The organism is Streptomyces sp. NBC_00443, from assembly GCF_036014175.1.
Taxonomy (GTDB): domain Bacteria; phylum Actinomycetota; class Actinomycetes; order Streptomycetales; family Streptomycetaceae; genus Streptomyces.
The window spans coordinates 7,495,162-7,518,071 of the sequence record NZ_CP107917.1; the positions used below are offsets into that span (position 1 = coordinate 7,495,162).

Consider the following 22,910-nt stretch of genomic DNA (forward strand, 5'->3'; position numbering starts at 1 on the left):
AGCACACGCAGGAACCCGCCTCCGCGGCAGGAAGGGCCCCACCTCCGCGGCAGGGGCAGGCAGCACGCCGTTGAGGCAGGCCGGGTGCTCCGAGGGGCGGAGGTGGTCGCCGGGGATCAGCCGGCCGCCCGGTGGGCCCGGAGGCGTTCGTACGCCGCCAAACCGTCCGGTACCCACGACCACTCCGCCAGCCGCCGTTCCACCTCGGCCTCCGGCAGGAAGCTGTGCCAGGCGACCTCCTCCACCTGTGGGCTCACCGGCAGCTCGCAGCGCACCTCGTACACCGCCGACCACCAGGTCTGCCCGGCGCCGTCGTCGTAGAGGAACTTGAAGAGGTGGGTGGGGCGGGGGAGGCCGCTGACGCCGAGTTCCTCCTCGGCCTCGCGCAGGGCGGCGTCGTCGTAGGACTCGCCCGCGCCGACCACACCGCCGACGAACATGTCGTACCGGGAGGGAAAGACGAGCTTCGTGGGCGTGCGGCGATGCACGAAAAGGCGGTCCTGCGAGTCCCGGGCCTCGATGAAGACGCAGCGGTGGCGCAGCCCCTTGGCGTAGGCCTCGCCGCGCCGGGACCGTCCGACGACCCGGTCGTGCTCGTCGACGATGTCGAGGATCTCGTCAGCAGCGCTCATGGGGCCATCCAACCAGGGCGGCCACCCGTACGGTCAGCGCGCCGGAACCGCCGCCACAGCGACCTGCCGCGGCTGCTTCACGCCGCTCGGCATCGCCGAATGCGTGCCGAGCATGATGATGCCCACCACGATCGCGGCGAGCCCCGCCGCCTCCCAGGCCAGCGCGCCCGAGTCGGCGCGCAGCCGGTCGCCGAGGAAGCCGACGCCGCAGAGGATGCCGGCGAGCGGCTGGGCCGCGGTCAGGGCCGGCAGGGACATGCGCAGGGACGCCGTCTCGAAGGCGCTCTGGACGAGGATCAGCCCGGTGAGGCCGAGCGCCACGACGGCGTACGGCTGCCAGCTGGTGAGGATTTCCGCCATGCCGCCCTCGGCGAACCGCTGCCCGGTCACGCGGGTCAGGGCGTCCTGCACGCCGTACAGCAGTCCGGCGGCCGTGGCCAGCAGCGCAGGGCCCGCACTGAGCCGCGAGCGCTTGGCGTACGCCGTGAGAAGCAGGGCCGCCCCGACCATGACGCCGATGATCAGCCACTGCCTGAAGTCACTACTGGGCGCCGTCCCGCCGTGTGGCTGGCCGGCGACGATGAAGGCCGTCACACCGCCCGCGAGCAGTGCGAGTCCCGTCCAGCCCTGGCGGCCCAGGGGCTGCTTGGTCTGGCGGCGGGAGAGCGCGAGCGCGAAGAGCAGGTTCGTCGCCAGCAGCGGTTCCACGAGGGAGATCTCGCCCTGGCCCAGCGCCATCGCGCCGAGCGCCATGCCGACCACCATCAGCCCGATGCCGCCCAGCCAGCGGGGCACCTTCATCAGGTCGAGGAGGATCCGGGGGGAGAGGAAGTCGCTCAGCGGCGCCTTCTGGGCCGCGTTCTGCTGCAGTACGAAGCCGAAGCCCAGGCAGCAGGCGGCACTCACGGCGAGTATCAGGATCAGAAGCGACACGCTGCGTACCTCGATCATCCTGCCGGGTGGGGGACGGGGTGCGTAGGGGCCGACTGTAGCGGCCCCAGGCCCGGCATTGCGCGTCCTGTCATCGTGCGATGCCTGGTCCGGCTACGCCATGACCTACGCCACACACTCTGAACAATTACGACATTTAAGGCAAGTTGCGTGGATGTTGCACGCATCAACTGCCCCACCAGTAACAGCAGTTGACGCGTGTAACGCCTCAGCGGCCCTTGACGAGAACCGTTGGCTGCGGGTTTGCTGTGCGTGATCGATCGATGACAGGCCACACCCTTCCCCCGACAGAACCCAGAACGGTGTCCCCACCCCCGCCTCCCCTCGGCCGCGGCCGAAAGCGCGCATCCCACACCTTCGACACGGCCCTGGACGACGCCGAGCTCGCTGCCGCCCGCGCCGCGCTGGCCCAGGGCAGATGGCAGACGGCCCGCTCGCTGCTCGCCCGGACCGGCGACGACTGGGACTGCAGAGGGCATCGCGTCACCGTCCTCGCGCAGGAGCCGTACTGCGTCCCCTGGACCCGCGACTGGCTGCTCGCCGAGCCCGACTCCGCCGACGCCGCCGTCCTGCTCGCCCTAGCCCAGGTCCAGCGCGCCCTGCGCGGCAAGGAGAAGCCGGTCCGCGCCCGTGAGTCCTGCCACGCCGCCGCCACGCTCGCGCCCGCCGACCCCACCCCCTGGCTCGGCTTGCTCATGCTGGAGAGCGCGCTGGGCGCCGAGGAGGCGGTGCGGCGCCTGTTCGCCGAGGTCGGCGCCCGGTACGCCGATCACCACCACGCCCACCACCTGATGGTCGCCCGGCTCGCCGAACGCCACACCGGCGCCGGTCCCGACCCGCTGCACGAGGTCTACGACTTCGCCAACGCGGCCGCCGAGCGGGCCCCCGCCGACTCCCCGCTCGCCGTCCTCCCGGTCATCGCCCACGCCGAGCGCTACCGCGTCCTCGCGGGGGCCGGGCGCGAGCAGCCCGACGCCGCCACCTCCGGGCACTGGGCCGGCCGCCGGGCCCGGCAGGTGATGCGGGCCGCCTTCGACTGGTGGCTGGAGTGGGAGCAGGAGGGTCACCCGCGCCGTCTGATCGACTTGAACTACCTCGCCCACGCCAAGGTCTGCGAGGGCCGCGGTGCCGAGGCCGCCGCCCTGTTCCACCGGATCGGCGAGCACGCCACCCCGTCGCCGTGGTCGTACCCGGACCGCGAGCCGTATCCCGCCTTCCGCGCCGCACGCGACACCGCGCTCGGCACGGCGTAACGCCCCCAACCGCAGTCGACCCAAGGACGGTCCCCGATGACCACGGGCAGTTCCAGCACGAGCAGAGCCACCGCAGGCAGTGGCGGGATCAGTACGTTCAAGGGACAGGACCGGGCCCTGCGCGCCGACCGGCTGGGCACGACGGGCCTGCTGCTGTCCGTGCTCGCCGCGACGGCACCCCTCATGGTCGTCGCGGGTGTCATGCCCACGACCTTCGGGGTGATGGGTGTCGTCGGCCAGCCGCTGCTCTTCGTGATCCTCGGCCTCGTCCTGGCGCTCTTCAGCGTCGGATACGCCGAGATGAGCCGGCACGTCCACAACGCCGGCGCCTTCTACGCCTACATCTCCCGCGGCCTCGGCGGCACCGCGGGCGCCGGCGCGGCGATGGTCGCGCTGGTCGCCTACAACGCCCTCCAGGTCGGCATCTACGGCATCTTCGGCTTCGAGGTCTCCGGGCTGTTCGCCACCTACCTCGACACCGAGGTCGCCTGGTGGATACCGGCGCTGGCGGCCGTCCTCCTGGTCGGCGGGCTCGGCTGGCTGAAGATCGACCTCAACGCGCGCGTGCTCGGCGTCCTGCTGATCATCGAGGTCGTCCTCGTGGTCATCTTCGACGTCGCCGCGATCGCCGACCCCGGCAAGGAGGGCCTGTCGCTGCACGCCTTCAACCCGGACACCCTCACCGGCGCCGGCATCGGCACCGCCCTGTGCTTCTGCGTCGCCGCCTTCCTCGGCTTCGAGCAGGCCCCCGTCTACGCCGAGGAGACCAGCCGCCCGCACGTCCTCGTGCCCCGCGTGATGTTCCTCGCCATCGGCGGCATCGCCGTCTTCTACACGATCAGCTGCTGGGCGTACACCGTCGCCGCCGGGCCCTCGGCCATCGTCGGCACCGCACAGGAGCAGAGCGCCGGGCTGCTGTTCTTCCTCACCGAGGACCTCCTCGGCGCCGGCTTCACCGACGTCCTGCACGTGCTGTTCGTGACCGGCATGTTCGCGGCGATGCTCAGCTTCCACAACGTCGTCGCCCGCTACGCCTTCGCCATGGGCCGCGAGGGCCTGCTGCCGTCCGCCTTCGGCCGCACCAGCGGCGCGAGCGGCGCCCCCGGCACGGGTTCGCTGCTGCAGACCGTGATCTCCCTCGTGGTCGTCGCGGCCTTCGCGCTCACCGACGACAAGCCGACCGGCGACCCCACCGCACCGGTGCTGCACCTGTTCACCTGGATGGGCAACCTCGGCGCGCTGGGCGTCGCCGCGCTGATGGCCGCCGCGTCGGTGTCCGTCATCGCCTTCTTCGTGCGGCGCGGGGCCGTCGCCGCCCAGTTCTGGCGGCTGGCCGCCGCCGGGCTCTCGGTCGTCGGGCTGCTGTTCATCGTCGTCTACACCGTCAAGGACTTCGACGTCCTGATCGGCGCGGGCCCGGACTCGGCCCTGAACTGGGCGTTGCCCGCCGTCATCGTCGTCGCGCTGGTCGTGGGCGTGCTCCAGGGCCTGCTCCTGCGCTCCCGCGCGCCCGAGCGGCACGCCCGCATCGGGCTCGGCAACGAGGCGTTCCAGCTGGAGAAGGCGGCGGCGGAGACGCCGTAGCGGCGGGCAGCGTCCTGGAGCCGCGTGAGAAGTGATTACGGAACCCTGACGAGCACCCGCGATCCCTGGTCCGGCCGGGGTCGCGGGTGTTCGAATGAGTACGTGAACCCCGAACAGCCCGAGAACGAGGGCGGAGAACAGGACGAGGAACAGGGCGAGGAGCAGAGCGGGCAGAAGGGCAAGCCGATCGGCCGCCGAGTCCTGCTCGGCACCCTCGGCCTGGGCGCCCTCGGCGTGGTCACCGCGCCCGCCCTGCAGCGCGGGATGGAGTCCTTCCTCGCGAGCGCGTCCGACAAGGACCCCACCGGCCTGACCGACCTGCTGCCCAACGGCGGCGGGTTCCGCTACTACTCGGTGACCTCTTCCGTCCCCCGCAAGAACGCCACCACCTATCGCCTCACCGTCGACGGCCTGGTCGACCGCCCCAGGTCCTACACGCTGGCCGACCTGCGCGCCCTGCCGCAGACCCGGCTGGTGCGCGACGTCCAGTGCGTCACCGGCTGGCGGGTTCCCGACACCCCCTTCGAGGGCGTGCGCCTGTCCCGCATCCTCGACGCCGCGGGAGTGCGCAAGGGGGCCGGCGCGGTGCGCTTCACCTGCTTCGACGGCGCCTACAGCGAGAGCCTCACCCTCGACCAGGCCCGCCGAGCCGACGTCATGGTGGCCCTGCGCATGCAGGACAAGGACCTCAACCACGCTCACGGCGGCCCGGTCCGCCTCTATGTGGCGCCCATGTACTTCTACAAGTCCGCCAAGTGGCTCTCCGGCATCACCGTCACCGAGGACGTGAAGCCGGGCTACTGGGAGGAACGGGGCTACGACGTCGACGCCTGGGTCGGCCGCTCGAACGGACGCGACGATGAGCCTACGACTTGACGCACCCGGCCGGTCCACGGGCGTGCGGCGCTTCGGCCCGGCGACCCGCTGGGTGCACCGCACGACGGGCGCGCTGATGGGCGTGTGCGTGGTGACGGCGGCCTGTCTGTACATCCCGCAGCTCGCCGAACTCGTCGGCCGCCGCGAGCTGGTGGTCCGTGTCCACGAGTGGGCCGGCCTCGCCCTGCCCGTGCCGGTCCTGGCCGGCCTCGCCTCCCGCTACTTCCGCGCCGACCTCGGCTTCCTCAACCGCTTCGGCCCGCACGACCGCGTCTGGCTGCGCGCCGCCCTGCACCGCGACAGGCGGCCCGGGTCCCGTCCGGCGGGCAAGTTCAACGCCGGGCAGAAGATCTACGCCGCGTGGATCGCCGGCGCGACGCTGGTGATGGTCGGCACCGGCCTCATCATGTGGTTCACCCACCTCACCCCTCTGGAGTGGCGCACCAGCGCGACCTTCGTCCACGACTGGCTGGCCCTGACCATCGGCATCGTCCTCGCCGGCCACATCGGCATGGCCCTGGGCGACCCGGAGGCCCGCCGCGGCATGCGCACCGGCTCGGTCAGCCGGGAGTGGGCGGAGCGGGAGCATTCACGGTGGCGGCCATGACGGGCTGTACGTCGACAGGCTGAATGGCACCTAGGGGGCAGCGAGGGCCAGCCGCGGTCGGTCGACCGAGTTACGCCGCCGATCCGCCACCGGCCGGCACGTCGGCGCCGGGTGATGACGTGGGTTGGTCGGGCTCCGGCATGTCTGGGGCGGGCGGGGACGGTCGTCCGTCGGGGTCGGGCACCTCGGCGACGGGCGGGGACGGTCGTCTGTCGGGGTCCGGCACCTCTGTGCCGGGTGGTGATCCCGGTCCGCTGGGGTCCGGTGCCTGCGTGCCGGGCGGGGACAGTCGTCTGTTGGGGTTCGGCAGCTCTGTGCCGGGTGGTGATCCCGGTCCGCTGGGGTCCGGTGCCTGCGTGCCGGGAGGGGACAGCCGTCCGTCGAGATCCGGCACCTCCGTGCCGGGCGGGGCCAGTCGTCTGTTGGGGTTCGGCAGCTCTGTGCCGGGTGGTGATCCCGGTCCGCTGGGGTCCGGTGCCTGCGTGCCGGGCGAGGACAGCCGTCCGCCGAGATCCGGCAGCTCTGTGCCGAGCGGGGACAGCCGTCCGCCGAGATCTGGCAGCTCTGTGCCGGGCGATGCCCCCGGTCCGCCGAGATCCGGTGCCTCCGTGCCGGGCGGGGCCAGTCGTCTGTTGGGGTTCGGCAGTTCTGTGCCGGGTGGTGATCCCGGTCCGCCGAGATCCGGCAGCTCTGTGCCGAGCGGGGACAGCCGTCCGCCGAGATCTGGCAGCTCTGTGCCGAGCGGGGACAGCCGTCCGCCGAGATCTGGCAGCTCTGTGCCGGGCGATGCCCCCGGTCCGCCGAGATCCGGTGCCTCCGTGCCGGGCGGGGCCAGTCGTCTGCCGGGGTTCGGCAGCTCTGTGCCGGGTGGTGATCCCGGTCCGCTGGGGTCCGGTGCCTCCGTGCCGAGCGAGGACAGCCGTCCGCCGAGATCCGACGCCGCAGCCCCGGCCGGCGACCCCGGCTCGTCGGATACCCCCGTGCCCGTGCCCGGCTCCTCCACCGTGTCAGGGCCGGTGACCGTGAAGGCGGCCGGCAGTCGGACCTCGGTGCCCGCGTGCCGGACGGCGACCTCGGCCGGGCCCGGCTCCAGGGCCGGTACGGCAACGGACAGCACCAGACGGCCACCGGACTCGGACTCGGACTTCAGGACGGGCACACCCGGAACCACCAGCCCGCCGACGCTCACGCTCGCGTCCCGCAGCAGCTCGGCCTGGTCGAAGTAGATGCCGGTCAGCTCGATGCCGATCGTGTCGCCAGGCCGTGCCTCGCCGTCGCCGCCCGTGTCGACGCCCGCGATCCGGTAGCCGCACGCCGGCGTGCCGCCCGGTGCGGCCGCGAGCCGGACGGTGCCGCCCGGGTGCCGCCGGTGGAAGTCGAGCAGCCCGCCCAGCACGGCGTACGCGGCGCGCCCCTTGCAGCTGTCGACGCGCCCGGCGAGTTCGGCATGGGCCCCGGCCGCCGCGTCCCAGTCGCCACCCCGGCCCTGTACGGCCAGACAGGCCGCGGAGAGCCCGCGCAGCAGCTGCCACTCCGCCTCCGCCGACCCCTGCGGGATCTTCCCGAGGGCGGACGCGCAGCGCTCCGGCGCGCGGAGCAGGTCGTAGACGCTCGCCGGATCCGGTGCGCCGTCGGAGTCGGGTGAAGTCGGGCCGGGCGGGAGCCAGGGCGGGGCCTGGAGGACCACGGTGCCCTTGCCGCTCGGGGACGGGAGGGGCGGCGGAGGGCTGGGACTCGCGCTCACCGTCCCGCCCGGCAACCCGCTGGGGACAGCGGTCGGCCCGGACGCGTTCTCGCCCGCCCGGCCGTTGGGCGACTGCTGTGCCACCGGAGCGGAGCGATCCGCCGGTTCCGTCGGCCCACCACCGCGCTCGGACGGGCCGGCGGTCACGATGGTGCCCTCGCCACCCCTGCCGTCCGCAGTGCCGCCCCCGTCACTCGTGAAGGCCGCGGCGGCCACCGCCACCGCCCCGACCACGAGCAGCCCCGAGATACGCATCCCGAGGGAAACCGCCATGACGCCCCCCGATGTTCACGCCCCCGACGGCTGCGGCAGCCTCCAGAGGTCACCTCATCATCGGGCCGAAAACGTTCTCAGGGAAGTCGCTTCATGTGATCGTCAGGGCGAGTTCAGGTATCCGCGAGCCATGAGCCCGGGAAACGGAAGCCCGGGCGGGACCGCCGGCCGCTCAGGCAGCTCGGTCCCCGAAGTCCAACAGCACCTTGCAGCTGCTCCGGTCCGCCGCGAGCGTGAACGCCGCCTCGGCCTCCCGCACCGGCACCACCGCGCTGACCAGCCCGTCGAACGACGCCTCGGCCGCGAGCAGTTCCAGTGCCCCGTCGAACTCCGTGTCGAAGCGGAACGCGCCCCGAAGCTCGATCTCCCGGCTCACGACGAGGTTGCCCGCGAACGGACTGCGCCCCGCCGGCAGCATCCCCAGCTGCACCACGACGCCACCGCGCCGCACCAGCCGCAGACAGGTGTCCAGCCCCGCGGCAACCCCCGACGCCTCGATCGCCACGTCCACCTCGGAGGGCCACCCGGCACCGTCCGGATCATCGGCCCGTACGAGGGTGTCGGCGCCGGCGATCCGCGCGTACTCAAGTGCCGTAGGCAGCAGGTCCGTCACCGTGACCCGCCCCGCCCCGGCCCCCTTCGCCGCCGCGACCACCAGACATCCGATGGGCCCGGCACCGTTCACGAGGACATGGCTCCCGGCCAGGTCACCGGCCCGCCGCACCGCGTGCAGCGCGACGGACAGCGGCTCGGCGAGCGCCGCCCGCCGCAGGCCGAGGCCGGCCGGGAGCGGCCGCAACTGGTCGGCCGGTACGACGACTTGTGCGGCGAACCCGCCCTGGACGTGCGGAAAGCGCGCCGCGCTGCCCAGGTAGCGGGTGTCCCGGCAGACGTTGCGCCGCCCCTCCGCGCACTCCGGGCAGACCTCGCAGGGCGTGGCAGGGTGCACGGCGACGGCCGTACCGACAGCGGGACCCGAGGCGTTCCGGGAGCCGTACGACACGACCGTCCCGACCACCTCGTGCCCGAGCACCATCGGCTCCCTCAGCCGGAAGTCCCCGACCCCGCCGTGGAGCCAGTAGTGCACATCGGAGCCGCAGACCCCGCCGTAGCGCACGGCCACCAGCGCCTGCCCGGGTCCGGGGACCGGCACCGGCAGCTCCTCGACCCGCAGATCGCCCTGACCGTGGATCACACAACCGAGCATCCCCGAGGCCTCCTTCACAGCACGCTCGTCATGCCGCCGTCGACGTACAGCACCTGTCCGCCGACGAAGTCCGCGGCCGGTGAGGCGAGGAACAGCACCCCGCCCACCAGGTCCTCGGTACGGCCCCAGCGTCCGGCCGGGGTCCGGCGCCGTACCCACGCGCTGAACTCCTCGTCCGCGACGAGGGGCCCGGTCAGCTCGGTCTCGATGTAGCCGGGGCCGAGGCCGTTGACCTGGACGCCGTAGGGGCCCCAGTCGGCGCACATGCCCTTGGTGAGCATCTTCAGGGCGCCCTTGGCGGCGGCGTAGGGCGCGATGCCGGGGCGGACCACCTCGCTCTGCAGCGAGCAGATGTTGATGATCTTCCCGTGGCCGCGCTCCGTCATCCGCCGGGCGGCCTCCCGGCCCACCAGGAACGCGCTCGTGAGGTTGGTGTCCAGGATGCGGTGCCAGTCCGTGTCCGTGAACTCCAGCAGGGGTGCGCGCAGTTGCATGCCCGCGTTGTTGACCAGGATGTCGAGCGGGCCGACCCGCTCCTCGACGTCCGCGATCCCGGCGGCCACCGACGCGCCGTCGGTCACGTCGAACGCGGCCGAGCGGATCCGGTCACCGGGCAGGTCGGCGGCCAGTTCCGCGGCGGCCTCGCCGAGGCGTGCGCCGTCGCGTCCGTTGAGGACCACCGTGCAGCCGGCCTCCGCAAGCCCGCGGGCGAGCGCGAGGCCGATGCCCCGGCTGGAGCCCGTGACCAGGGCGGTGCGGCCGCTGATGTCGAAGAGCGGGTGGCTCATGCCCGTACCCCTAGATGATCAGTGAGAGCAGCAGGACCAGACCGCCGGCGACCACCGAGATGATCGTCTCCATGACGGACCAGGTCTTGAGGGTCTGGCCGACGCTCAGGCCGAAGTACTCCTTCACCATCCAGAACCCGGCGTCGTTGACATGGCTGAAGAACAGCGAGCCGGCGCCGATGGCCAGGACGAGCAGGGCCGTGTGGGTCGTCGACATGTCGGCCGCGAGCGGGGCGACCAGACCGGCCGCCGAGACCGTGGCCACCGTCGCCGAGCCCGTCGCCAGCCGTATCGCCACCGCGATCAGCCAGGCCAGCAACAGCGCGGGGATCGACCAGTCCTTGGAGATGTCCAGGACCATCTGGCCCACGCCGGTGTCGATCAGCGTCTGCTTGAAGCCGCCGCCGGCGCCCACGATCAGCAGGATGCCCGCGATGGGCGCGAGGCTCTTCTCGACGAGCGGCGACACCCGCTCCTTGCCGAACCCGGCGGGCTTGAGCAGCGTGAAGATGCCCACGAGTACGGAGACGAGGAGCGCGATCATCGGGGAGCCGACGACGTCGAACACGCGCTGGACGGTGTTCTCGGGGTCGTCGATCACGATGTCGACCAGCGCCTTGGAGAGCATCAGGACGACGGGCAGCAGGATGGTGGCCAGCGTGGCCCCGAAGCCGGGCCGCTTCTCCAGGTCCTCGGAGACCCGCTGGGGGATCATCCGGTCGGGCGCCGGGACGTCGACCCAGCGGGCCGCGTACCGCGAGAACACCGGGCCGGCGATGATCACGGTCGGGATGGCGACGAGGACACCGAGCGCCAGCGTCACACCCAGGTTGGCGCCGACCGCGTCGATCGCGACCAGTGGGCCGGGGTGCGGCGGGACCAGGCCGTGCATCACGGAGAGACCGGCGAGGGCCGGGATGCCGATGCGCATCAGCGAGTAGTTGCCGCGCTTGGCGACCATCAGCACGACCGGGATCAGCAGGACGACGCCGACCTCGAAGAACAGCGGCAGACCGATCACCGAGGCGATCAGCACCATCGCCCACGGCATCGAACGGCCCTTTGCCCTGGCGAGGATGGTGTCGACGATCTGGTCGGCCCCGCCGGAGTCGGCGAGCATCTTGCCGAGGATCGCACCGAGCGCGATCAGCACGCCCACGCCGGCCACGGTGGTGCCGAGCCCGGCGGAGAAGCTGATGATGACCTTGTCGAGCGGCGCACCGGCGATCGCGCCGAGCGCCAGTGACCCGAGGGTCAGCGACAGGAAGGCGTGGAGCTTGAACTGGGTGATGAGCAGCACGATGACGGCGATGCCCACCAGGACGGCGATGCCCAACTGAGCGTGGCCGGCCGAGGTGATGGGCTCGACGGTGTCCGCTGCCAGCATCTCGACGCTGAGTCTGGTCACGGGGTTCCCTTACAGGTACGGGGGACTGGGGAAGGGGGCGAAACGGGGTTACGCGGTCGGCTCGGGAAGGGCCGTCAGGGCCGACGCGGCCCGTCCGGCGATCTCGTCGGGGCTGCCCGACACATCCACGACGGCTCCCGCCTCGTCCTCCTGGAGCGGCTGGAGCGTGGCGAACTGGGAGTCGAGCAGCGCCGTGGGCATGAAGTGCCCCTGCCGGTGCGACATCCGGTCTTCGATGAGGGCGCGGTCGCCCGCCAGGTGCACGAACACCAGGTCCGGTGCGGCGGCCCGCAGTCGGTCCCGGTACGACCGCTTCAGCGCCGAGCAGCTGACCACCCCGCCGAGCCCCGCCCGTTCGTGCGCCCAGGTGCCGATGGCGTCGAGCCACGGCCACCTGTCGTCGTCGTCGAGCGGGGTGCCGGCCGACATCTTGGCGATGTTGGCCGGCGGGTGGAAGTCGTCGCCCTCGGCATAGGGGACGCCGAGCCGGGCCGCGAGCAGGGGACCGATGGTGGTCTTTCCGGTGCCCGCTACGCCCATGACCACGACGACATGGGGGGTACTCATCGCTGCCTCACTGTCTGCTGTCCTCGTCGACACGTGATGTCGACGCAACTGAAACTCATTAGGTACGACGAATTCAAGAGTGTGTGACATATAAGTCTGACTTTTTGATCGCGTGACTTGCCCCGTACGCTGAGTGCATGAGCACAGCGGGCCGGGGGCTGCACGGCCGAGTACTGGAAACTCTCGGCCCCGCGATCACCGCGGGCGAGTACCCGCCGGGAAGCGTTCTGCGCACGGACGAACTGGCGCAGCGCTTCGACGTGTCCCGCTCGGTGATGCGCGAGGCGGTCCGCGTCCTGGAGTCCATGTACCTGGTGGAGTCCCGCCGCCGCGTGGGCGTGACGGTCCGTCCGAAGTCCGAGTGGAACGTCTACGACCCTCAGGTCATCCGCTGGCGTCTGGCCGGCGCCGACCGCCCGCACCAACTGCGCTCACTCACGGTCCTGCGCTCGGCCATCGAACCGGTGGCGGCAGGACTGGCCGCCAAGTACGCGACGGCCGACCAGTGCGCCGAACTCACGGAGTGCGCCCTCGGCATGGTCGCCCACTCGCGCGGCCACCAGCTGGAGGGCTACCTCGTCCACGACGTCGCCTTCCACCGCGTCGTCCTCAACGCCTCCGGCAACGAGATGTTCGCCCGCCTCGGCGACGTCGTGGCCGAGGTCCTGGCCGGCCGCACCCACCACGAGGTCATGTTCGAGGACCCCGACCCCTCCGCGGTGACGCTGCACGTCCAGGTCGCCGAGGCCGTCCGCGCGGGCGACGCGGTCCGGGCGGAACACCTGACCCGCGAGATCACGATGGGCGCCCTCCAGGAACTGGACATCCTGGCCCCGTAGGCGCCCTGCCGACACGGCCCTAGCTCAGGAACTCCCCGTCCACATACACCCACGCCCCGTCGACCCGCTCGAACCGGCTCCGCTCATGCAGCGACCCGCCCCGGTACGAGGCCCGGAAGGTCACCGTCCCCGTGGCGTGGAACGCCGAACCGTCCGCCGTCTGAAGGATCTCCAGCCCGGTCCACCGCATCCCCGGATCGAGGTCCAGCCGCGCGGGCCGCGTCCGGGGATGCCAGGTCCGCACCAGATACGCCGCATCCCCCCTGACGAACGCGCTGTACCGTGACCGCATCAGCGCCTCGGCGGTCGGCGCGGCAGCGGCTCCGGACAGGTAGCGGCCACAGCACTTGTCGTAGGGCTCGGGCAGCCCGCACGGGCAGGAACGCGTCGTCATGGCCGCCATTGTGCTCCAGGCCCTGTCTAGCCCGCCGCCCGCGTCGCGGCCCCGGGCAACGGCGGCAGCGCGGCCCCGTACACCCACGCCTCGAACAACTCCTCCACCGGCTCGGTCGCGAACCGGGCCACGTACGAGGTGAAGGCCTGGGTCGTCACCGTGCCGTTGCGGTGCAGCTGGCCCCAGCCGCGCAGCATGCGGAAGAAGGCGATGTCCCCGAGCGCGCAGCGCACGGCGTGCAGCGTCAGCCCGCCGCGCTCGTACAGCCGGTCGTCGAACATCGACTTGCGCCCCGGATCCGCCAGCCGCAGATCCTGCGGCATCGACGACAGCAACCGGTGTGCGGCGGCGGCGAGTTGCTGCGCAGTGCGCCCGCCCGACCGCTCCGACCAGAGCCACTCCGCGTACTTCGCGAACCCCTCGTTCAGCCAGATGTGCCGCCAGTCGGCGATGGACACGCTGTTGCCGAACCACTGGTGCGCCAGCTCGTGCGCCACCAGCCGCTCCGAACCCCGCGCCCCGTCCACGTGATTGGCGCCGAACAGCGACAACCCCTGGGCCTCGACGGGCACATCGAGTTCCTCCTCGGTCACCACGACCGCGTACTCGTCGAAGGGGTACGGCCCGAACAGCTCCTGGAACAGCTCCATCATCTGCGGCTGGCGCGCGAAGTCCCGCGAGAACTCCGGCAGCAGATGCGCCGGGATGTGCCCGTGCTGCGGAATCCCGCCCAGACCCGGGTCACCCAGCAGCACCGTCTGGTACTTGCCGATCGACAGCCCGACCAGATAGCTGGACGTCGGCGCCGACTGCTCGTACACCCAGGTCGTCGTGCTCGCCTTCGTCGTACGGGTCAGCAGCCGCCCGCCCGCGACCACCGCGTACGCCGACGGCGTGGTGATCGAGATCTGGTACGACGCCTTGTCGGCGGGCCGGTCGTTGCACGGGTACCAGGACGGCGCCCCGATCGGCTGGCTCGCCACCAGCGCCCCGTCCTCCAGCTCCTCCCAACCGATCCCGCCCCAGGGGCTGTTCACCGGCTTGGGGTTGCCCGACCAGTGCACCTCGACCGTGAAGGCCGCCCCGGCGCGGATCGGCTTGGCGGGGCGGACGCGCAGCCGCCCCCCGCGGTGGGTGTAGTGCGGCTGCCGCCCGTCGACCCGGACCCGGCCGATCTTGAAGTCGGCAAGGTTCAGCACGAACTCGGTCAGCGGGGACCGCCCCGCTATGGCGTTGATCCGGGCCGCCCCGGAGAGCCGGTTCGGGCCCGGGCGGTAGTCCAGCGCGAACTCGTACCGGTGCACCCGGTACCGGGGATCGCCGTGCTCCGGGAAGTACGGGTCCGCGCCTGCCGTCTGCTGAACTGCCACTGCTGTCTGTGCTCCCTGCGCCGAACTGCTGTCACTCCGTGCCGGCCCGTTGCCCACCGGCCCCGAGTGGGCCGCGCTCAGGGACGCCATGCTTCGATCGGATTACCGAGCCAACGAGTGTCGTCGGGGACCGACTCCGCCGCCATCACGAGCGACGCGGGACCCAGTGTCGTACGGGCCCCGATCGCGCTGCCCGGAAGGACGATCCCGCCAGGACCCAGCGTCGCGCCCTCACGGAGGACCACAGTATCCGTCCGCAAGATCCGGTCGTGGAAGAGGTGTGTCTGGAGCACACAGCCCCGGTTCACGGTGGCCGCGTCCTCAAGGGTCACCAGATCGGTCTCCGGCAGCCAGTAGCTGTCCACCCACACGCCCTTGCCGATGCGCGCGCCGAGCCCGCGCAGCCACGCCGTCATCACGGGCGTCCCTGGCACCGAACCCGCCAGCCACGGCACCGCGAGCACCTCGACGAACGTGTCCGCCAGCTCGTTGCGCCACACGAACCCGGACCACAGCGGGTGCTCACCGCTGCGGTGCCGGCCCACCAGCAGCCACTTGGCCAGGATGGACACCAGCCCGGCCACGGCACCCGCCCCGAGCAGCACCAGCCCCGCCAGCAGCGGCGCCCAGACGCCCAGCGCACACAGCGCCGCGATGGTCAGCACCGCCAGACCCGCGGAGCAGAACACCGGCACGATCCGGCACAGCTCCACCAGCCCACGCGCCCACAGCAGCCGGGCCGGCGGATCGTACGTCAGGCTCTGGTCGCCGTCGGCGGCCGAACGCGGCAGCTTCACCGGCGGCAGCCCCAGGTACGACGTGCCCTTCTTCGCCTTCTTCGGCGTCGCCGACAGCACGCCGACCAGGCCGCCCTCCGGCACGGTCCGCCCGGGCGCCGTCATCCCCGAGTTCCCGAGGAAGGCCCGCCGCCCGATCTCCGCCCGCCCGATCCGCATCCAGCCGCCACCGAGCTCGTACGGCGCGGTCAGCGTGTCGTCGGCCAGGAACGCGCCCTCGCCGACCGTGGTCAGACTGGGCAGCGCCAACACGGTCGACACCTCCGCACCCCGCCCGATCCGCATCCCGAGCAGCCGCAGCCACACCGGCGTGACCAGCCCGGCGTACAGCGGGAACAGGGTCTCGCGCGAGCGGTCCATCAGCTGCGTGACCGTCCAGGCCTGCCAGCCGATCCGGCTGTGCGTGGGATGCGTTCCCTCACGCAGACCGAGACTCAGCAGCCGTACGCCGATCAGGATCAGCACGGCGTACGCCAGCCCGAAGGCGAGCGTCGCCGGTACGAGGGCCAGCGCGGCCCCCGCCAGGGGCGCGTCCGGCGTGAAGAACACCCGGCCCACCAGGAAGGCCGCCACTCCGGCAAGCACGGGCAGCGCGCTCAGCGCGAAGCCGGTGATGCCGTACATGACACGCCAGTACGTCCCGCGCCGCGGCCGTTCCTTCGGCCAGTTGCGCTTGGCCTTGCCCAGCTTGACCGCCGGCGCGCCCGCCCACCGCTGACCGGTGGGAATCTGCCCGGTGACGGCCGAACCGGGCGCCACCTCGGCCCGCTTACCGACCCGGGCGCCGGGGAAGAGCATGCTGCGCGTGCCGACGACGGCGTGCGCGCCCACCCTGACCGTGCCGACCTCCAGCCGGTCCCCGTCCAGCCAGTAGCCGGACAGATCCACCTCGGACTCGACGGCCGCGCCGCGCCCCAGCTTGAGCAGCCCGGTGACCGGCGGTAGCGAGTGCAGGTCGACGTCCGGCCCGACCTTGCCGCCCAGCGCCCGGGCATACCGCTCCAGCCAGGCCCCGGTCAGCGAGGTCGCCCCGCTGAACTCGGCCAACCGCTCGGCGGCCCACAACCGCAGATGCAGACTGCCACCGCGCGCGTACTGTCCGGGCTTTACGCCTCTGAGCAGCAGCCGCGCACCCCCGGCGGCCAGCGCGAGCCGTCCCGGCGGGCTGTACAGCACGGCCGCGCCGGCGGCGACGAGCCACCAAGGGGCCGTCGGCAGCCACCCGTAGGCGGGCAGCAGATTCCCGATGGCGGCCAGCGCGACGGTCCAGCGCAGGCCGAGCAGCGTGAACAGCGGAACGAGAAGAAGGAGCTGGATCACCTGCGCGCGCCGGGGCACCGGCGCCACGAATCGTTCCGCCCCGTCGTCCTGTGCGGACTTCTCGAGGTGCCGGGCCAGCTTCCGCAGCACCGGCTGCTGGTAGATGTCCAGCACGGCCGCGCTCGGATAGCGGGTCCGCAGCCGCGTCGTCAGCTGCGCGGCGCCCAGACTGCTGCCGCCGATCGCGAAGAAGTCGTCGGAGGCGCGGGACACGGGGATGCCGAGCACCTCGGCCCACTGCTCGGCGAGCCAGGCCTCGGTGCCGTAGAGCTGCTCCGCCGGACCGCCGGTCTCCATGCCTTCCAGCGGCCAGGGCAGCGCGTTCCGGTCCACCTTGCCCGAGGTGCGGGTCGGCAGCTCCGCGACCGGTGCCAGCAGCGGCACGAGCGCGGCGGGCAGCCCGGCGCGCAGCTTCTCGACGGCGACGGCGTGATCCCAGCCGTCCTGCGTGACGACGTACCCGACGAGCAGTTGATTGCCGCTGCGAGCGGTCCGCACGGCGGCGGCCGCACCGGCCACACCGGGCAGCGCCTGCAACGCGGCGTCCACCTCACCTAGCTCGATCCGCCGCCCGCCGAGCTTGATCTGCTCGTCGGCCCGCCCGAGGAAGACCAGCCCCTCCGGCTCCGCCTTGACGAGGTCACCGCTGCGATACGCCCGCTCCCAGCCCAGGGACTCCAGGGGCGCGTACTTCTCCGCGTCCTTCTCGGCGTCGAGATACCGGGCCAGCCCGACCCCGCCGATCACCAGCTGCCCGCTGGCGCCCATCGGCACGGGCTCATCGGCCTCATCGACGACGGCCAGCTCCCAGCCGTCCAGCGGCAGCCCGATCCGGATCGGCTCCGCACCGCTCATCAGCGACGCACAGGCGACGACGGTCGCCTCGGTCGGGCCGTACGTGTTCCAGACCTCGCGCCCCTCGGTCACCAGCCGCTGCGTCAGCTCGGGCGGGCAGGCCTCGCCGCCGAAGATCAGCAGGCGTACGTCGTTGAGGGTCTCGGGCTCCCAGAGCGCGGCGAGCGTGGGCACGGTCGACACGACCGTGATCTCCTGCTCGACCAGCCAGGGCCCGAGATCGGCACCGCTCCTGACCTGCGCACGTGGCACCGGCACCAGACAGGCGCCGTACCGCCACGCCAGCCATATCTCCTCGCAGGACGCGTCGAACGCGACCGACAGCCCCGCCATGACCCGGTCCCCGGGCCCGATCGGCTCCTCGGTGAGGAACAGCGCGGCCTCGGCGTCCACGAACGCGGCGGCACTGCGGTGCGAGACCGCGACACCCTTGGGCTTCCCGGTGGAGCCGGAGGTGAAGATGATCCACGCGTCGTGCTCGACGCCGGGACGGGCGGCGGGGGACTCGGACGTGCCGTGCACGGTGATCTCGTGCCCGGCGCCCACGACGGCCCGTACATCCGCCTCCCCGAACACCAGCTCGGCCCGCTCGTCCGGGTCCTCGGCGTCGACGGGGACGTATGCGGCACCGGCCGCGAGCACGGCGAGGATCGCCACGTAGAGGTCATTGGTGCCGGACGGCACCCGCACGCCCACCCGGTCGCCGAGCCCGACACCGGCCGCGCCGAGCCCGCGGCGCAGCCGGTCCACCTCGACGGCCAATGCGCGGTAGGTCAGGCTGGTCGTACCGTCGTCCAGGGCCGGCTCGTCCGGGTAGGACCGCACGGACGCCTCGAAGATGTCTACGAGCGTGCGCGGGGAGGCCGCCGGGCCTGAGGAGAAACGTGCCGTGTCCCCGAACCGCTGGTGGATCTCTGCGCCGAGCTCTTCGTCGAGCAGGCCGAGAGCATTGCTCTCCTGTATGGCTGCCATCCGGTCCTCGCGTCTCGATCCCGGAAGCATCCGGGGCGCTGGCGGGCCCGCAGGTCTGCCTGGGGTTGTCCGGCGCCAGCTCCGTAACAAGCCGGAAATTTTAGTACGAAGCTAGGTTCGGGCACTTCGATACGCCACTCGGAGCAGCCTTTCGGGGCGGCACGGGCGCGGGGAAGCGGGCGCTGACCTGGTGATCTTCGTCGGAACGAGACTTCCCCCACACAACGGCCGAAGGCCGTGACCTCGTGGTCACGGCCTTCGCTTTTTCGCGTGTCCGAGGGGGACTTGAACCCCCACGCCCGATAAAGGGCACTAGCACCTCAAGCTAGCGCGTCTGCCATTCCGCCACCCGGACAAGGTGTCTGTCGCGCGGGGTTTCCCTCGCGGCGACAGAGAAAACATTACCAGGCTTCGCGGGGTGCCCGATCACCCCCGTTGCGGCGTGAACGGTGTGTGACGGGCTGCGGCCGGTCTTGGGCGGGGACGGTGGGAGAGAGAGGATGAGGGGGACCACCAGCAGCGACAGCGCGGGAGGAAGCAGCGTGAGCGAGACGGACACGGCCAGGGGCGTCACCGGCGAGGACGAGGTCGTGGACCTCTGCCGCGAGCTGATCCAGATCGACACCAGCAACTACGGCGACCACTCGGGTCCCGGTGAGCGCAAGGCGGCCGAGTACGTCGCCGAGAAGCTCGCCGAGGTGGGCCTCGAGCCGAAGATCTTCGAGTCGCACCCGGGACGCGCCTCCACCGTGGCGCGGATCGCGGGGGAGGACCCCTCCCGGCCCGCGCTGCTCATCCACGGCCACACCGACGTCGTACCGGCCAACGCGGACGACTGGACCCACCACCCCTTCTCCGGCGAGGTCGCAGACGGGTGCGTGTGGGGGCGCGGGGCCGTCGACATGAAGGACATGGATGCGATGACGCTGGCGGTCGTGCGTGACCGGCTGCGCAGCGGGCGCCGTCCGCCGCGGGACATCGTGCTCGCGTTCCTCGCCGACGAGGAGGCCGGCGGCAAGTTCGGCGCCCGGTTCCTCGTCGACAAGCACCCGGACCTCTTCGAGGGCGTCACCGAGGCGATCAGTGAGGTGGGCGGGTTCTCGTTCACCGTGAGCGAGGAGCGGCGGCTCTATCTGATCCAGACGGCCGAGAAGGGCATGCACTGGATGAAGCTGACCGTGGCCGGCACGGCGGGGCACGGGTCGATGATCCACCGGGACAACGCCATCACCGAGTTGTCGGAGGCCGTGGCCCGGCTCGGGCGGCACAAGTTCCCGGTGCGGGTCACCAAGACCACCCGGGCCTTCCTCGACGAACTCGGCGACGCCCTCGGCACCGAACTCGACCCGGAGAACATGGAGGGCACCCTCGCCAAGCTCGGCGGCATCGCCAAGCTGATCGGCGCGACCCTGAGCAACACGGCCAACCCGACCCAGCTGAACGCCGGCTACAAGGTCAACGTCATCCCGGGCGAGGCCACCGCGCACGTCGACGGCCGCTTCCTGCCGGGGTTCGAGGAGGAGTTCCTCGCCGACCTCGACAAGATCCTCGGACCGAACGTGCGGCGCGAGGACGTGCACGCCGACAAGGCCGTCGAGACCGGCTTCGACGGGGCGCTCGTGGCGGCGATGCAGTCCGCGCTGGTGGCCGAGGACCCGGCCGCGAAGGCGATCCCCTACATGCTCTCCGGCGGAACGGACGCCAAGTCCTTCGACGACCTGGGCATCCGCGGCTTCGGCTTCGCACCGCTGAAGCTGCCGCCGGAGCTGGACTTCGCGGGCATGTTCCACGGCGTCGACGAGCGGGTGCCGGTGGACGGCCTGCAATTCGGGGTCCGGGTGCTCGACAGGTTCATCGATGCGTCCTGAATTGGCCCGCTGAAAGCACACTTCAGTATTCGACCAGACGTACTGGCTGTGACCGGGGAGGGTGAACGCGCTCATCAGGTCGTAGCCCTATTAGTTCCTCCTCGTTACAGGTGATGCGATCAGCTACTTGTGATCGCATTGCCAACAAGGAGGAATAATGATCAAGAAGGTCGTCGCCGCTGCGGCTGCCACTGGTGGGCTGGTTCTCGCGGGCGCGGGCCTCGCCGTCGCCGATTCCGGTGCCCAGGGTGCTGCCGTGCACTCCCCGGGTGTCCTTTCGGGCAACGTCGTTCAGGCTCCGATTCACGTCCCCGTGAACGTCTGCGGCAACACGATCTCGGTGATCGGGCTGCTGAACCCCGCCTTCGGCAACACCTGCATCAACAAGTGACGTTGTGCCTCGCCCCGTGAATGGGGCTGAGCCGGTCGGCCCCGGAGCGCGTGCCATGCGCTCCGGGGCCGACCGGCCTTTTCTACAGCGTCGGTCCATTTCCGGCGTCGTATTTTCGGAACAAGGTCGAAGGCAGGTAACAAGCGAATGCGACAGGTCACCCGCAAGGGCCTGATGACCGTGGCGGCCGCAACCGGCATCGTCGCCGCCGCGGGCGGCGCCGCCCACGCGACCGGCTCGGGTGCGCACGGCTCCAGCGCGAACTCGCCCGGCGTGCTGTCGGGCAACACGGTGCAGGCGCCGGTGCACGTGCCGGTCAACGTCTGCGGCAACACGGTCGACGTCGTCGGGGTGCTCAACCCGGCGAGCGGCAACAGCTGTGGCAACCAGGGCGGCGGCTCGTCCGGCGGCCACGGCGGTTCAGGGGCGTCGGCCGGCGGGCACGCCACCGATTCGCCCGGCGTCGGCTCCGGCAACCACGTCCAGGCGCCGATCCATGTGCCGGTCAACGTGTGCGGCAACACCGTCGACATCATCGGCATCGGCAACGCCGCCGAGGACAACGACTGCGCCAACAACGGCGGCGGGAGTCACACCCCGCCGGGCGGCGGCCACGAGAACCCGCCCGGGTCGCCGGAACAGCCGGGCAACCCCGGGAACCCTGGAAACCCCGGGCAGCCGGGCAATCCTGGGAACCCCGGAAACCCGGAGAACCCCGGCAATCCCGGCAATCCCGAGCAGCCGGGTAACCCTGGCAACCCCGTCGAGCCCGGCAACCCCGGTTCCCCGGGCACGCCGCCCGGCACGGGCGGCCTGACTCCGGGCGGCTCCTCGCAGGGCAACCACCCGGGCGCCCACTTCGTCACCCAGCCCCGGGGCGACGCCGAGCTCGCCCAGACCGGTGTCGACCTGCCGATGGGCCTCGCCCTGCCGGTCGGTGCGGGGGCGATGCTCGCGGGCGCGTTGCTGTACCGCAAGGCACGGCCCTCGGCGTAGGGCGCGTCCGGCACGCAACGGAGCGGGCCCCGCCTCGGCGGGGCCCGCTCCGTGTGTTTCCTCTTCTGCTGTCCTGTCCGCCCTGCGGTCCCTGTCTCGCTGTGTGGCCTCTCAGCTCACCATGTGGCCCGCACCTGGCGAATGATCCGGCGCCGCAGCCGCACCCTGCGGCTGCCGTCGCGCAGCAGGCTCAGGCGGTCCAACTCCCAGTGTCCGTACTCGGCATGGTCCGTCAGCAGGCGTGTGGCGTCCTTGCGGGAGACCCCGCGCGGTACGTACACGTCGACAAATTCGTATTCCGGCATCGCATCTATTGTGCGGGCTGGGGCCCGGTACGGATAGCGTCTGCACTATGTCTGATGCTGTGCAGCCCACGGCTGCCGAGGTACGCGCCGCCGCCGAGGCGGTCAAGACCGCGCTCGACCGCCACCTGGACGCGGTCGAACGTCGGTCGGGTGAGGACGACCCGGCCGTCTACGAGGCGTTCAACCAGCTCGCCGCAGCCGCCGAGGTCTACGACGAGCTGCTCTACGACCGCTACGACGAGGTCACGCCCTTCGAGATCCCCGGTACGGAGGACGCGCTGCCGCCGTACACGGGACCCGAGGAACCGAACGCTGTGAGCGTGCTGATCCGCCGCGACTACGTCGTGGTGGAACCGCAGCGGCTGCTGGCGCACGCCGAGCGGATCGAGGCGGCGGACTACGACGGCGGTTCGGACGCGGATGCCTCCGGCACGGTGCACGGGGCGCTCGGCATCCTGTTCGGCGAGTTCGAGGCGGACGAGATCGCCTCCCGGCACAAGGAGTTCGGCCTGGAGGAGGGCGACTCCACGCTCTGGGTGACCGCGTCGGACGAGCAGCCCGAACCCGGGGAATGGCTGGAGGCGCCCTTCGAGGGGGTCGACCCGCAGCGGGTGGTCTGCCGCTTCGACGTCAGCACGGTGTTCGACGAGGACCTGGACGACGTCGACGAGGCGGAGGACGGTGACGAGGACGCCGATGAGGGCGACGAGGGCGACGACGACCTTGAGGACGAGCTCGACAGGGATCTGGACGAGGAAGACGATCTGGAGCCACTGGACGCGGAACGCTGACGTGGCTCGCTGAGGCGATCACCGACGCTGGGCGGTTGTTCCGAGGCGGCGGCGGTCACGGATGAACACCGTGACCGCCGCCGCCTTCGTGTGCGCGGCCCCCGCGCCTGCGGGTCGGCCGG

Annotated in this window: 20 protein-coding genes and 1 tRNA gene; 9 read left to right on the forward strand and 12 right to left on the reverse strand. The window is 71.7% G+C overall.

Annotation, left to right across the window (positions count from 1 at the left end; translation table 11 throughout):
* Positions 1-116: 116 nt before the first annotated feature.
* Both OHO27_RS34125 and OHO27_RS34130 read right to left on the reverse strand, forming a co-directional pair.
* Positions 117-632 carry an NUDIX hydrolase gene (locus OHO27_RS34125; protein ID WP_328428810.1) on the reverse strand — a complete coding sequence of 172 codons (516 nt, stop codon included), beginning with the start codon at positions 630-632 and terminating at the stop codon, positions 117-119.
* Positions 633-665: 33 nt separating this feature from the next.
* On the reverse strand, positions 666-1,565 hold the full coding sequence (locus OHO27_RS34130; RefSeq protein ID WP_328428811.1) for a DMT family transporter: 900 nt from the start codon (positions 1,563-1,565) through the stop codon (positions 666-668).
* Positions 1,566-1,885: 320 nt separating this feature from the next.
* Between OHO27_RS34130 and OHO27_RS34135 the strand changes: the two genes are divergently transcribed.
* From OHO27_RS34135 to OHO27_RS34150, 4 genes are all read left to right on the forward strand, one after another.
* Positions 1,886-2,836, forward strand: a complete 951-nt coding sequence (locus OHO27_RS34135) for a hypothetical protein (RefSeq protein ID WP_328428812.1) — start codon at positions 1,886-1,888, stop codon at positions 2,834-2,836.
* Between the two features lie 36 nt (positions 2,837-2,872).
* A complete protein-coding gene (locus OHO27_RS34140; protein ID WP_328428813.1) occupies positions 2,873-4,420 on the forward strand; it encodes an APC family permease in 1,548 nt (515 codons plus the stop codon).
* A gap of 102 nt (positions 4,421-4,522) precedes the next feature.
* Positions 4,523-5,296, forward strand: coding sequence for a molybdopterin-dependent oxidoreductase (locus tag OHO27_RS34145; protein WP_443059651.1), 774 nt, complete (start codon positions 4,523-4,525; stop codon positions 5,294-5,296).
* Positions 5,280-5,903 (forward strand): cytochrome b/b6 domain-containing protein, encoded by a 624-nt coding sequence (locus tag OHO27_RS34150; RefSeq protein ID WP_328428814.1) that lies wholly within the window; start codon positions 5,280-5,282, stop codon positions 5,901-5,903. The genes OHO27_RS34145 and OHO27_RS34150 overlap by 17 nt, the downstream gene beginning before the upstream one ends.
* A gap of 70 nt (positions 5,904-5,973) precedes the next feature.
* On the opposite strand, the gene OHO27_RS34155 is transcribed toward OHO27_RS34150, so the two are convergent.
* The 5 genes from OHO27_RS34155 to OHO27_RS34175 form a co-directional block, all read right to left on the reverse strand.
* Complete coding sequence (locus OHO27_RS34155; RefSeq protein ID WP_328428815.1) at positions 5,974-7,920, reverse strand: hypothetical protein; 1,947 nt, start codon at positions 7,918-7,920, stop codon at positions 5,974-5,976.
* A gap of 172 nt (positions 7,921-8,092) precedes the next feature.
* Positions 8,093-9,127, reverse strand: coding sequence for an L-idonate 5-dehydrogenase (locus OHO27_RS34160; RefSeq protein ID WP_328428816.1), 1,035 nt, complete (start codon positions 9,125-9,127; stop codon positions 8,093-8,095).
* A gap of 14 nt (positions 9,128-9,141) precedes the next feature.
* Positions 9,142-9,915, reverse strand: coding sequence for an SDR family oxidoreductase (locus OHO27_RS34165; RefSeq protein WP_328428817.1), 774 nt, complete (start codon positions 9,913-9,915; stop codon positions 9,142-9,144).
* 10 nt (positions 9,916-9,925) lie between these two features.
* Positions 9,926-11,323, reverse strand: a complete 1,398-nt coding sequence (locus OHO27_RS34170; protein ID WP_328428818.1) for a GntP family permease — start codon at positions 11,321-11,323, stop codon at positions 9,926-9,928.
* Positions 11,324-11,371: 48 nt separating this feature from the next.
* The gene (locus OHO27_RS34175) at positions 11,372-11,890 is read right to left on the reverse strand and encodes a gluconokinase (RefSeq protein WP_328428819.1); all 519 of its coding nucleotides are present in this window, start codon (positions 11,888-11,890) and stop codon (positions 11,372-11,374) included.
* A 137-nt stretch (positions 11,891-12,027) separates the two neighbouring features.
* Here OHO27_RS34175 and OHO27_RS34180 point away from each other — a divergent pair, with 137 nt between their 5' ends.
* Positions 12,028-12,729 carry a FadR/GntR family transcriptional regulator gene (locus tag OHO27_RS34180; protein ID WP_328428820.1) on the forward strand — a complete coding sequence of 234 codons (702 nt, stop codon included), beginning with the start codon at positions 12,028-12,030 and terminating at the stop codon, positions 12,727-12,729.
* Positions 12,730-12,748: 19 nt separating this feature from the next.
* On the opposite strand, the gene OHO27_RS34185 is transcribed toward OHO27_RS34180, so the two are convergent.
* The 4 genes from OHO27_RS34185 to OHO27_RS34200 form a co-directional block, all read right to left on the reverse strand.
* Positions 12,749-13,123, reverse strand: a complete 375-nt coding sequence (locus tag OHO27_RS34185; RefSeq protein ID WP_328428821.1) for a YchJ family protein — start codon at positions 13,121-13,123, stop codon at positions 12,749-12,751.
* Positions 13,124-13,149: 26 nt separating this feature from the next.
* Positions 13,150-14,493, reverse strand: coding sequence for a M1 family metallopeptidase (locus tag OHO27_RS34190; RefSeq protein ID WP_328428822.1), 1,344 nt, complete (start codon positions 14,491-14,493; stop codon positions 13,150-13,152).
* A gap of 77 nt (positions 14,494-14,570) precedes the next feature.
* Entirely contained in the window at positions 14,571-18,437 is a 3,867-nt protein-coding gene (locus OHO27_RS34195) for a Pls/PosA family non-ribosomal peptide synthetase (RefSeq protein WP_328428823.1), read from the reverse strand.
* A gap of 270 nt (positions 18,438-18,707) precedes the next feature.
* Positions 18,708-18,793 (reverse strand) — tRNA-Leu (locus OHO27_RS34200).
* Between the two features lie 186 nt (positions 18,794-18,979).
* On the opposite strand from OHO27_RS34200, the gene OHO27_RS34205 reads away from it, so the two are divergent.
* From OHO27_RS34205 to OHO27_RS34215, 3 genes are all read left to right on the forward strand, one after another.
* On the forward strand, positions 18,980-20,305 hold the full coding sequence (locus OHO27_RS34205) for a M20/M25/M40 family metallo-hydrolase (RefSeq protein WP_328428824.1): 1,326 nt from the start codon (positions 18,980-18,982) through the stop codon (positions 20,303-20,305).
* Positions 20,306-20,462: 157 nt separating this feature from the next.
* Positions 20,463-20,696: a chaplin ChpH gene (gene chpH, locus OHO27_RS34210; protein WP_048584573.1), complete on the forward strand. Its 234-nt coding sequence runs from the start codon at positions 20,463-20,465 to the stop codon at positions 20,694-20,696.
* A 147-nt stretch (positions 20,697-20,843) separates the two neighbouring features.
* The gene (locus OHO27_RS34215) at positions 20,844-21,692 is read left to right on the forward strand and encodes a chaplin (RefSeq protein WP_328428825.1); all 849 of its coding nucleotides are present in this window, start codon (positions 20,844-20,846) and stop codon (positions 21,690-21,692) included.
* Between the two features lie 116 nt (positions 21,693-21,808).
* On the opposite strand, the gene OHO27_RS34220 is transcribed toward OHO27_RS34215, so the two are convergent.
* Entirely contained in the window at positions 21,809-21,997 is a 189-nt protein-coding gene (locus OHO27_RS34220) for a DUF5703 family protein (protein ID WP_005485166.1), read from the reverse strand.
* Positions 21,998-22,044: 47 nt separating this feature from the next.
* Here OHO27_RS34220 and OHO27_RS34225 point away from each other — a divergent pair, with 47 nt between their 5' ends.
* Entirely contained in the window at positions 22,045-22,788 is a 744-nt protein-coding gene (locus tag OHO27_RS34225; RefSeq protein WP_328428826.1) for a hypothetical protein, read from the forward strand.
* Positions 22,789-22,910 lie beyond the last annotated feature (122 nt).